Below are 9,249 nucleotides of genomic sequence, written 5' to 3' on the forward strand. Positions count from 1 at the left end.
GGGCCTGCCTAGAGTGACAGGCAATGACCCGCCTGCTCACCTTCCCCGACTCCCAGCACCAGGTCCTGTCCATCCGGGCCAAGGCGCTGGTGTTCGACGACCCCGCGTCGCGCGCGCTGCTGGCCCAGGCCGAGCGCGTCGCGGCCAGTGACGCGACCGTCCTCATCATCGGCGAGACCGGCACCGGCAAGGAGCTGATCGCCCGCCACATCCACTCCTGCAGCGGCCGGCGCGGCCCGTTCCTGGCCGTCAACTGCGGCGCGTTCACCGAGCAGCTGGTGGAGGCCGAGCTGTTCGGCCATGAGGCCGGCGCCTACACCGGCGCCACGAGCGCGCGGGCCGGCTGGTTCGAGGCCGCGGCCGACGGCACGCTGTTCCTGGACGAGGCGGGCGACCTGCCGCTGTCGGTGCAGGTCAAGCTGCTGCGCGTGCTGCAGGAGCGCCAGGTCGTGCGCCTGGGCTCGCGCAAGCCCATCGATGTGCGCGTGCGCCTCGTGGCGGCCACCAACGTGCGGCTGGAGCAGGCCGTGGCCGCCGGCCACTTCCGCGCCGACCTGTACTACCGCTTGAGCGTCGCCACGCTGCAGCTCAGCAACCTGGCGCAGCGGCCCGGCGACATCCTGGCGCTGGCCGAGCACTTCATCGGCGTCTACAGCCGCCGCCTCGGACTGACCGACGTGCGCCTGGCCCCCGACGCGCGCGACGCGCTGCTGGGCTACGCGTGGCCCGGCAACATCCGCGAGCTGGAGAACGTCATCCACTACGCGCTCATCATCTGCCGCGATGGCCGCATTGCCCGCGAGGACCTGCAGCTGCACGCCATTGCGCGGCCGGGTGCGGTGGTGGCGGCCGCGCCCGCCGCGGTGGCGGACGACGAGGAGGTGCTGGAGCGCGTCTTCGAGCGCCTGTTCGACGAAGCCCCGCAGGCGCTGCACGCGCGCGTCGAGTCGGCCCTCATCCGCGCCGCCTACCGCCACTGCCACCACAACCAGGTGCACACCGCGGCGCTGCTGGGCATCACGCGCAACGTGCTGCGCACGCACCTGAAGCGGCTGGACCTGCTGCCGCCCGCGCGCGCGGCGCTGCCGCAGATCACGCACGAGCCGCACCGCGTGGACGAGCGCCTCCACGCGGCTGCATGAGCTAACGCGAAAAGCTTAGTTCGCCGCCCACCGCCGGCTGCGCAAACTGCGGCGCAGCCTCCCTGACTCTTCTTGCAACACGCCGATGAACACCTCTTCCCTCGCCCGCCGCGCCGCTGCCGCGTCCGCCCTGTTCCTCGTTGCCGGGGCCGCCCACGCACAGGGCGGCGGCGACAACCCCTACGGCCTCGCGTCTGTCTGGGCCAACAGCGACGCCGTCACCAAGGCCGTGCTGTTCACGCTCGTCGCGATGAGCGCGGGCAGCTGGTACGTCATCATCACCAAGCTGCTGCAGCAGGCCCGTCTGGGCGCGCAGTCGCGCGCTGCGCAGAAGGACTTCTGGAGCGCCGGCACCGTCAAGGCGGGCGCCGAGAAGCTGTCGCCCAACAGCCCCTACCGCTACATCGCCGAGGCCAGCCTGGAGGCCACGCAGCGCCACGTGGGCCTGCGCGCCAAGGTGGACTTCGCCGACTGGGTGGACCTGTCGCTGCACCGCGCCACCGAGCGCGTGCAGCGCCAGCTCACCACCGGCCTGAGCCTGCTGGCCACCGTCGGGTCCACGTCGCCGTTCGTCGGCCTGCTGGGCACGGTGTGGGGCATCTATCACGCGCTGTCCAACATCGGCATCGCCGGCCAGGCGTCCATCGACAAGGTGGCCGGCCCGGTGGGCGAGGCACTCATCATGACGGCCATCGGCCTGTTCGTCGCCGTGCCCGCGGTGCTGGGCTACAACGCGCTGCTGCGCCGCAACGCGCTGGTGCTGGACGACGTGCGCGACTTCTCCGGCGAGCTGCACTCCGTGCTGCTGGGTTCGGGTCATGAAGAGCCCGCTGCCGCCGAGCCGCAACCCGCCGGCCTGACGCCCGCGCTGGCCTGAGCCCGCTGCCATGGCCATCCAGCTTGCCCAAGGGCCCGACGAGGCCGTCTCGGCCATCAACACGACGCCGCTCGTCGACGTCATGCTGGTGCTGCTCATCATCTTCCTCATCACCATCCCGGTCGTGAACTTCTCGGTGCCCGTGGAACTGCCCAAGCAGCGCAACGAGGTGCGCGAGAGCGAGCCCAAGGACGTCGTCATCACCGTGGCGCGCGACGGCAAGCTGTACTGGTTCGACGCGCCCGTGGCTGGCAAGGACGCGCTGTTCGAGCGGCTCAAGGGCATCGCCCGGCAGCAGCCCCAGCCCGAGGTGCATGTTCGTGGTGACGCGGGCAGCGACTACGCGCCCGTGGGCCGCGTGCTGCTGGCCGCGCAGCGCGCCGGCATCGCCAAGGTGGGCTTCATCACCGAACCGCCGGCGAGGGCGCTATGAGCGTTGGGCCCCTGAAGAAAGCGGCCCGCGCGCGCCGCCAGGTCACGTCGGCATTGCCGGTGCCCGACATCAACACCACGCCGCTGATCGACGTGATGCTGGTGCTGCTGGTGATGCTGATCATCACCATCCCGGTGCAGCTGCACAGCGTCAAGCTCAACCTGCCCATCGCGCCGGCCAGCGCGCCGCCACCCACGCCGCCCGAGGTCGTGCGGCTGGACATCCCGCCCGGCGGCGTCGTGCTGTGGAACGGCGAGGCCATCGCCGACGCGGCCACGCTGCGCGAGCGCCTCAGCGCCGCCGGCCGCCAGGACACGCAGCCGGAGATCCACGTGCGGCCGCAGCCCGGCGCCACCTACGACAGCTTCGCCACGGTCATGACGGCCGTGCACCAGGCCGGCCTGAGCAAGCTCGGCGTGACGGGCAGCGAGCAGTTTCTCGACCAGGAGTAGTCCATGAGTGCAGTTCTCTTGCCCGGCGGCCTGACGCTGGACGACGCCCGCCCCGCGCCGCGCCGGCCCGTGCCGCCGGCCCCGCAGCCACTGGCCGCGGCGGCGCCGCTGCGCTCGCAGCTCAAGCCGCCGGCCAGTGCCAACCGCGGCACCGGCATTGCCGTCGTCGTCGGCCTGCATATCGTGCTGGGCTGGGCGCTGACGTCGGGCCTCGCGACCCAGGCCGTCCAGGCGCTCAAGAAGCCCATCGAGCTGGCGCTGCTGCCCGAGGTGCTGCCGCCGCCTCCGCCACCCCCGCCGCCGCCCAAGGTCGTCAAGATCGAGCCGGTGCAGAAGGTGGTGCCGCCGCCGGCCTACGTGCCGCCGCCGGAGGTCGTGCCCGTCGTCGCGCCGCCGCCGCCCATCCAGGCCGTGCAGACCCAGGTGCCCAAGGAGCCGCCGCCCGTCGTGGCCGCTGCACCGGCGCCGGTCGTCGCCCCGGCGCCGCCTGCACCGCCGCCCGTCGTCAAGCGCGAGATCAGCCTCGCCTGCCCCGGCTACGAGGCCGTGCTGGCCAGCGCGCTGGAGGAAGCCATCGAGCGCGTGGGCCTGAAGGGCACCGTGCAGACGCTGATCAAGATCCGCGGCAACCAGGTCGTCGACGTCGCGACGCTGTCGGGCCCGAAGGAATATCACAAGTACGTGCAGGCCGCCGTCAAGCGCATGCGCTGCGCGGCCGGTGGTGCCGACGAAGTGCAGGTCTCCCTCCCCGTGATCTTCTCCTGACCCGATGACCTCGCCATCCCGACGCGGCCTGCTGCAGGGCCTGGGCGCCCTCGCGCTGCTGCCGGCCACGGCCCGGGCGGCCGATGTGCCGCCCAACATCATCTTCATCCTGGCCGACGACATGGGCTACGCCGACCTCGGCGTCTACGGCCAGCGCGACTTCGCGACGCCGAATCTGGACCGCCTCGCGGCCCAGGGCATCCGCTTCACGCAGGGCTATGCCAACTCGGCCGTCTGCTCGGCCACGCGCTTCGGCCTCATCACCGGGCGCTACCAGTACCGGCTGCGTGGCGGGCTGGAGGAGCCCATCGGCGGCAACGCGCTGGGCCTGCCGCCGGAGCACCCCACGCTGCCGTCGCTGCTGCAGGCGCGCGGCTACCGCACGGCGCTGTTCGGCAAGTGGCACCTCGGCGCGCTGCCCAGGTACGGCCCGCTGAAGAGCGGCTACGACGAGTTCTTCGGCAACACCGGCGGCGCGGTGGACTACTTCACGCACCGGGCCGGCGTGGGCAAGGATCTGCCCTCGGACCTGTTCGAAGGCGAGGTGCGCGTCGACAAGGCCGGCTACTACACCGACCTCATCGCCGAGCACGGCCAGGCCTTCCTGCGCAGGCAGAGCGCGGACAAGCCCTTCCTGCTGAGTCTGCACTTCACCGCGCCGCACTGGCCGTGGGAAGGGCCGGGCGACGAGCCGGTGTCGCGCCAGCTCAAGAGCCTGAACCACACCGACGGCGGCAGCCTGAAGAAGTACGGCGAGATCGTCGGCGCGCTGGACGCCGCCGTGGGCCGCGTGCTGGCCACGCTGGAGGCGCAGGGCCTGGCGCAGAACACCCTCGTCGTGTTCACCAGCGACAACGGCGGCGAACGCTTCAGCAACACCTGGCCCTTCAGCGGGCAGAAGTCCGAGCTGCTGGAAGGCGGCATCCGCGTGCCGCTGCTGTTGCGCTGGCCGGCGCGCGTGAAGGGCGGGCAGGTCAGCGAGCAGGTCGCCATCAGCATGGACTGGCTGCCCACGCTGCTCGCCGCGGCCGGCGCCGCGCCGCATGCGGACTACCCCAGCGACGGCGTCAACCTGTTGCCGCAGATCCTGGGCCAGGCGCCGGCGGTGGAGCGCCGGCTGTTCTGGCGCTACAAGGCCATGGCGCAGCGCGCGCTGCGCGACGGCGACTGGAAGTACCTGCAGATCAACGGCAACGAGTTCCTGTTCAACCTGGCGCAGGACCCGCGCGAACGCGCCAACCAGGCGGAGCGCGAGCCCGCTCGCCTGGCCCGGCTGCGCAGCGACTGGGAGGCGTGGAACGCGGGCATGCTGCCCATCACCGAGGACGTGCGCAGCAACCGCATCAACCCCAAGGTGCAGGCCGACCGGCCCGGCGCTGGCTGACCAGGCAGCCGAGTTCGGCGAGGCCCGTGCCGGTCCGGCCCGCGGGCGGCTTCAGCCGCCGGTCCCGCCGATGGGTGTCGTGTTGACGTGCCGGAAGCGGCGCGCGCCGTCCTCCAGGTCCCACCGTTCGACGCGCGCGCCCGCGCCGGCGTGGATCACGTTGACCGAGTTGGAGAGGCCGCCGCGCAGCCGGTGGCTCAGCGCGGTGCCCGCCTGCACGGCCCACAGGGGGCGCGGCAGGCCGGGCAGGCGCAGCACGTAGGGCAGGTGGATGTGGCCGCCGACGATGGCGTCCGCACCGGCCTGGGCCCAGCGCTGCACGGCCAGCCGGTGGCCGCGCAGCAGGTTCTCGATGTCACCGTCTTCCGTCACGGCCACCGGCTGGTGCACGGCCACCAGGCGCAGCTGCCCCGGGCGGGCACGCGCTAGCCGGTCGGCGACGCGTTCCACCTGCGCGGGCGAGACCTCGCCGTGGCGGTGCCGCCAGCGTCGCGTCGTGTTGACGCTGATGACCAGCAGGTCGTCGCGCTCGAACTCGCCTTCCAGCGCCGGGCCGAACGCGTGCGCGTAGCGGCTGTAGGGCTTGAAGGCACGCGTGAACACGTCGAACAGCGGGATGTCGTGGTTGCCCGGCAGCAGCAGCCGGGCCGGCGTGCCAAGCCGGTCGAAGAACCCGCGGGCGGCGGCGAACTCGGCCGGGCGCGCGCGCTGCGTGATGTCGCCGGTGACCAGCAGCAGGTCCGGCTGCAGCACCTGGCAGAAGGCCTGCAGCGCGTCCATGGCCAGCCGGCGCTCGGTGCCGAAGTGCGGGTCCGACAGCTGCAGCACCGTCGTCACGCGCCCGGCTCCGCAGCCGCCGCGGCGTGGGCTTGTGCCTGCGCGCGTTCCTGCGCCAGGCCCGGTGGCCGGATCAGCGCCAGCGCGTCCGGCGCCACGTCGAAGCGCAGCGGCAGCGGCATCCAGAGCACCTCGCCATCGGTCGCGACCTTGATGCGGCCGGCGCCGAAGGCTCGTGCCGCCACGGTGAGGCGGTCGAAGCCGAAGTGCAGCACCTGGTCGGCCGCGCCCAGCTGGCCGAAGGCACCGCGTGCCAGCAGCGCCAGCAGCGTGCCGCGGCCCACCGGCTTGAGCATGACGCCCGCCAGCCGGCCGGCGTCGATGGCCGGCGCCTGCGGCACCCCCACCTGCTCCATCTGCAGCGCGTTGTTGCCGACGAACAGCGTCGGCGTGCGCACCTCGCGCTGCTGGCCGCCCAGCTCGATGGCCAGGCGCAGGCTGCGATGGCCGCGCAGCAGCGTCTTGATGCCGGCGGCCAGCGCCACGAGGCGGCTGCGGCCGAACTGCTGCTTCCACGCCTCGCGCTCCTCCAGCAGCTCGGGGTAGAGGCCCAGGCTGGCGTTGACGAGGAAGATGCGGTCGTTGAGCCGGCCGACGTGCACGTCCACGGCGTCCTCGGTCAGCAGCACGTGCAGCGCGCCGTCCAGGTCGGGCGGGATGCCGTGCGTGCGCGCGAAGTAGTTGAACGTGCCGCGCGGCAGCACGCCGAACCGGCAGCCGCTGCCCAGCACGGCCTGGGCGACGCAGTTGATGGTGCCGTCGCCGCCGGCGGCGACGACGATGCCCTGCGCCCGCTGCGCCTCGCGCACGGCGTCACGCGCGATGGCGGTGAGCCGCCCGGGCTGCTCGACCGGGAACAGCCGGCAGGCGCGCCCCGCCGCCGCGCAGGCGGCCTCGACGGCGGGGCCCAGCTCGTCGCGGTTGCCGCGGCCCGAGGCACGGTTGAAGACGACGTAGAGCGGGGCAGTCATGGGCGCCGACGATAGCCGCGCGGCGCTGGCCCGGTCCACCGCGCGGCGCACAACGCGCGCTTGTCTGACAGGCGCGGCGGTGTTCAGGACGGCGTGCGCGCCGCCGGGCAGGTCAGCGCGTCGAGTTGATCTGGCGGATGAGCGCCGCGTGGCTGGGCAGGTCCACCAGGGCGCGGTCGGCGAAGCGCTGGATCTTGGCGAACAGCTTGTCGGCCTCGGCCGCTTGCGTGAAGTCGGCGCGGCCGGCGCCGAGGTCGGTGCGGAAGCCCATGCCGTACAGGATGTACTGGTAGTTGAAGAACGCGAAGGTCTCGGTGTCCAGCACGAAGTCGAAGCGGCCCGGCGGGCGCAGCTGCCATTGCTCCAGCAGGTCGGCCAGCCGGTGGGGGATGGTGGCCGGGTCGGCGTTGTCGCGCCAGAACGGCTCGTCGCGCTTGCTGAGGCAGTAATGCAGCTTCAGGAAGTTGATGATGTTCTCGAAGCGCAGCGCCATCAGCTCGTTGAAGCGCCGCGCGGGGGCATCGATCGGGCCGCTGTGCGGCAGCATCTCGGCAATCATGCCGACAGCCGCCTCGACGAGCACCAGGCCGGTGGCCTCCAGCGGCTCCAGGAAGCCGGCGGACAGGCCCACCGCGACGCAGTTCTTCACCCACTGCTGCTCGCGGTACCCGGGCGCGAACGGGATGCTGCGCATCGTCACGTCCTCCGTGCCGCAGTGGGCGCGCAGCACCTCGGCGGCGCGCTCGTCGCTCATGTGGCTGCTGGAGTACACGCAGCCGACGCCGCGCGAGCCGTTCAGGCCGATGTCCCACAGCCAGCCGGCCTCGTGCGCGGTGGCGATGGTGCAGCTCTCCATGTCGGGGCCGTCCAGTGGTAGCTTGCAGGCCAGCGCGCGGTCGGCGAACAGCTGGCCGCGGCAGGACTTGAACGGGCTGCCCAGCGCGCCGCCGATGAGTTCGGCGCGGAAGCCCGTGCAGTCGACGAAGAGGTCGGCCTCGAAGCGGCCCAGCGGCGTGTCCAGGTGCGCGATGGCGCCGCGCGCATCCAGCTGAACGTTCGTCACGGTGCCCTGCACGTGCCGCACGCCCAGCTGCCGCGCGTGGTTGGCCAGCAGCTGGGCGAGCTTGATCGCGTCGAAGTGGTAGGCGTAGTTCAGCGGCGCGGTGTAGGGCGCCTCGCCGGCGCGCTTGGGTGCGCGCTGCGCCTGGGCCACGCGGGACTGCAGCGTCATGGCCTGCGCGAACGGCGGGCGGGTGGCTTCGTCCTGCAGCAGCCAGTAGGGCACGAGGTTGATGTCCTCGGCGTAGAACGGCGCCTCGAACGGGTGGAAGAACTGCTGGTGCCGGCCCGCCGCGGGCGTGCGGGCCCAGTCGACGAAGCGGATGCCCTGCTTCATCGTCGCCGACGTCTCGCGGATGAACTCGGCCTCGGGGATGCCCAGGAACTGCAGCGTCGCGCGGATGGTGGGGAAGGTGCCTTCGCCCACGCCGACGGTGCCGATGTCGGGCGACTCCAGCACGGTCACTTCCAGGTGCGGCCGCTCGGCCAGGCGCAAGGCCTTGGCCAGGTAGGCGGCCGTCAGCCAGCCGGCGGTGCCGCCGCCGACGATGAGGATGCGTCGCTTGGCAGTCATGCTCTCGTATAAAGATTCTTCAGCCACTGGTGACCGGTCTGGGCGCCCTGGCTCCAGTCCTCGTCGTCCTCGGTGGGCTGGGCAATGTAGCCGGACGGGTTGAGCAGCTTCACGCGGCCCGTGCGGAAGGCCGACACGCGGTGCGTCACGAAGGTCAGCCCGTGCTCCAGCGCCGTGGCGGCCAGCAGGCCGTCGCGCGTGTTGGCGTAGGGCAGCTGCGCCCGGCGGCGCACGACGGCGGCGTCCACCGGCAGCACGCGGCCCTCGAACGCGGGCATCACGCGCTGGTCGATCCAGTCGCGCAGCACCAGCCCGGCGGCGCGGTCCTTGCGGCCCAGCCGCGCGGCGGCGCTCTCGATCTCCAGCAGGTTCAGCGCCGAGATGAACAGCTTCTGCCGCGGGATGCCGCCGGCCCAGGCCATCAGCCCGGCGTCGGACTGTGCGGCCCGCGCCTTGCGCAGCTCCAGCACGATGCCGGTGTCCAGCAGGAACATCAGAGCGGCTCCCGGTGGTCCCAGGCGCCGTCGGAGGCCAGGTCGGCCGCGTCGACGGCCACCGTGTCGGGCAGGGCCAGCAGCTCCAGGATGCTGTCGCCCTCGCCGGTCAGCCGCCGGTACTCGCCGATGCTCAGCAGCACATGCGTGGGCTGGCCGCGGTCGGTGATGAGCACCGGCTCCACCTGGGCGGCGCGCTTGGCGAGGCTGACATCGCGGTTGAACTCGCGGCTGGACAGGAGCTTCATCGTGGCGGCAGAT

The 9,249-nt window shown here is 72.5% G+C and carries 11 protein-coding genes; 6 read left to right on the forward strand and 5 right to left on the reverse strand.

What is annotated here, in order from left to right:
- The first annotated feature begins 23 nt into the window (after positions 1-23).
- The 6 genes from AC1Q7O_RS09460 to AC1Q7O_RS09485 all read left to right on the forward strand — a co-directional run bounded on the left by AC1Q7O_RS09460 (position 24) and on the right by AC1Q7O_RS09485 (position 5,053).
- A complete protein-coding gene (locus AC1Q7O_RS09460; RefSeq protein ID WP_492658994.1) occupies positions 24-1,142 on the forward strand; it encodes a sigma-54 interaction domain-containing protein in 1,119 nt (372 codons plus the stop codon).
- Positions 1,143-1,227: 85 nt separating this feature from the next.
- Positions 1,228-2,019 (forward strand): MotA/TolQ/ExbB proton channel family protein, encoded by a 792-nt coding sequence (locus AC1Q7O_RS09465; protein WP_492658993.1) that lies wholly within the window; start codon positions 1,228-1,230, stop codon positions 2,017-2,019.
- Between the two features lie 10 nt (positions 2,020-2,029).
- Positions 2,030-2,452, forward strand: coding sequence for an ExbD/TolR family protein (locus AC1Q7O_RS09470; RefSeq protein ID WP_492658992.1), 423 nt, complete (start codon positions 2,030-2,032; stop codon positions 2,450-2,452).
- Positions 2,449-2,904 (forward strand): ExbD/TolR family protein, encoded by a 456-nt coding sequence (locus AC1Q7O_RS09475; RefSeq protein WP_492658991.1) that lies wholly within the window; start codon positions 2,449-2,451, stop codon positions 2,902-2,904. The genes AC1Q7O_RS09470 and AC1Q7O_RS09475 overlap by 4 nt, the downstream gene beginning before the upstream one ends.
- A gap of 3 nt (positions 2,905-2,907) precedes the next feature.
- Positions 2,908-3,669: a hypothetical protein gene (locus AC1Q7O_RS09480; RefSeq protein WP_492658990.1), complete on the forward strand. Its 762-nt coding sequence runs from the start codon at positions 2,908-2,910 to the stop codon at positions 3,667-3,669.
- A gap of 4 nt (positions 3,670-3,673) precedes the next feature.
- On the forward strand, positions 3,674-5,053 hold the full coding sequence (locus tag AC1Q7O_RS09485; RefSeq protein WP_492658989.1) for a sulfatase family protein: 1,380 nt from the start codon (positions 3,674-3,676) through the stop codon (positions 5,051-5,053).
- Between the two features lie 51 nt (positions 5,054-5,104).
- On the opposite strand, the gene AC1Q7O_RS09490 is transcribed toward AC1Q7O_RS09485, so the two are convergent.
- The 5 genes from AC1Q7O_RS09490 to AC1Q7O_RS09510 all read right to left on the reverse strand — a co-directional run bounded on the left by AC1Q7O_RS09490 (position 5,105) and on the right by AC1Q7O_RS09510 (position 9,236).
- The gene (locus tag AC1Q7O_RS09490; protein ID WP_492658988.1) at positions 5,105-5,890 is read right to left on the reverse strand and encodes a metallophosphoesterase family protein; all 786 of its coding nucleotides are present in this window, start codon (positions 5,888-5,890) and stop codon (positions 5,105-5,107) included.
- A complete protein-coding gene (locus tag AC1Q7O_RS09495) occupies positions 5,887-6,861 on the reverse strand; it encodes a diacylglycerol/lipid kinase family protein (protein WP_492658987.1) in 975 nt (324 codons plus the stop codon). Before AC1Q7O_RS09495 ends, AC1Q7O_RS09490 begins: the two co-directional genes overlap by 4 nt.
- 112 nt (positions 6,862-6,973) lie before the next feature.
- Entirely contained in the window at positions 6,974-8,494 is a 1,521-nt protein-coding gene (locus AC1Q7O_RS09500) for a tryptophan halogenase family protein (RefSeq protein WP_492658986.1), read from the reverse strand.
- Positions 8,491-8,988: a PIN domain-containing protein gene (locus AC1Q7O_RS09505; RefSeq protein ID WP_492658985.1), complete on the reverse strand. Its 498-nt coding sequence runs from the start codon at positions 8,986-8,988 to the stop codon at positions 8,491-8,493. Before AC1Q7O_RS09505 ends, AC1Q7O_RS09500 begins: the two co-directional genes overlap by 4 nt.
- The gene (locus AC1Q7O_RS09510) at positions 8,988-9,236 is read right to left on the reverse strand and encodes a type II toxin-antitoxin system Phd/YefM family antitoxin (RefSeq protein WP_492658984.1); all 249 of its coding nucleotides are present in this window, start codon (positions 9,234-9,236) and stop codon (positions 8,988-8,990) included. Before AC1Q7O_RS09510 ends, AC1Q7O_RS09505 begins: the two co-directional genes overlap by 1 nt.
- Positions 9,237-9,249 lie beyond the last annotated feature (13 nt).

Source organism: Roseateles sp. GW823-FHT07B05 (genome assembly GCF_058794515.1).

What these genes read in the sequence shown, in the direction of transcription:
- AC1Q7O_RS09510 (WP_492658984.1), bottom strand. Translation starts at nt 9,236, where the DNA reads ATGAAGCTCCTGTCCAGCCGCGAGTTCAACCGCGATGTCAGCCTCGCC.
- AC1Q7O_RS09505 (WP_492658985.1), bottom strand. Translation starts at nt 8,988, where the DNA reads ATGTTCCTGCTGGACACCGGCATCGTGCTGGAGCTGCGCAAGGCGCGG.
- AC1Q7O_RS09480 (WP_492658990.1), top strand. Translation starts at nt 2,908, where the DNA reads ATGAGTGCAGTTCTCTTGCCCGGCGGCCTGACGCTGGACGACGCCCGC.
- AC1Q7O_RS09460 (WP_492658994.1), top strand. Translation starts at nt 24, where the DNA reads ATGACCCGCCTGCTCACCTTCCCCGACTCCCAGCACCAGGTCCTGTCC.
- AC1Q7O_RS09495 (WP_492658987.1), bottom strand. Translation starts at nt 6,861, where the DNA reads ATGACTGCCCCGCTCTACGTCGTCTTCAACCGTGCCTCGGGCCGCGGC.
- AC1Q7O_RS09470 (WP_492658992.1), top strand. Translation starts at nt 2,030, where the DNA reads ATGGCCATCCAGCTTGCCCAAGGGCCCGACGAGGCCGTCTCGGCCATC.
- AC1Q7O_RS09465 (WP_492658993.1), top strand. Translation starts at nt 1,228, where the DNA reads ATGAACACCTCTTCCCTCGCCCGCCGCGCCGCTGCCGCGTCCGCCCTG.
- AC1Q7O_RS09475 (WP_492658991.1), top strand. Translation starts at nt 2,449, where the DNA reads ATGAGCGTTGGGCCCCTGAAGAAAGCGGCCCGCGCGCGCCGCCAGGTC.
- AC1Q7O_RS09500 (WP_492658986.1), bottom strand. Translation starts at nt 8,494, where the DNA reads ATGACTGCCAAGCGACGCATCCTCATCGTCGGCGGCGGCACCGCCGGC.
- AC1Q7O_RS09485 (WP_492658989.1), top strand. Translation starts at nt 3,674, where the DNA reads ATGACCTCGCCATCCCGACGCGGCCTGCTGCAGGGCCTGGGCGCCCTC.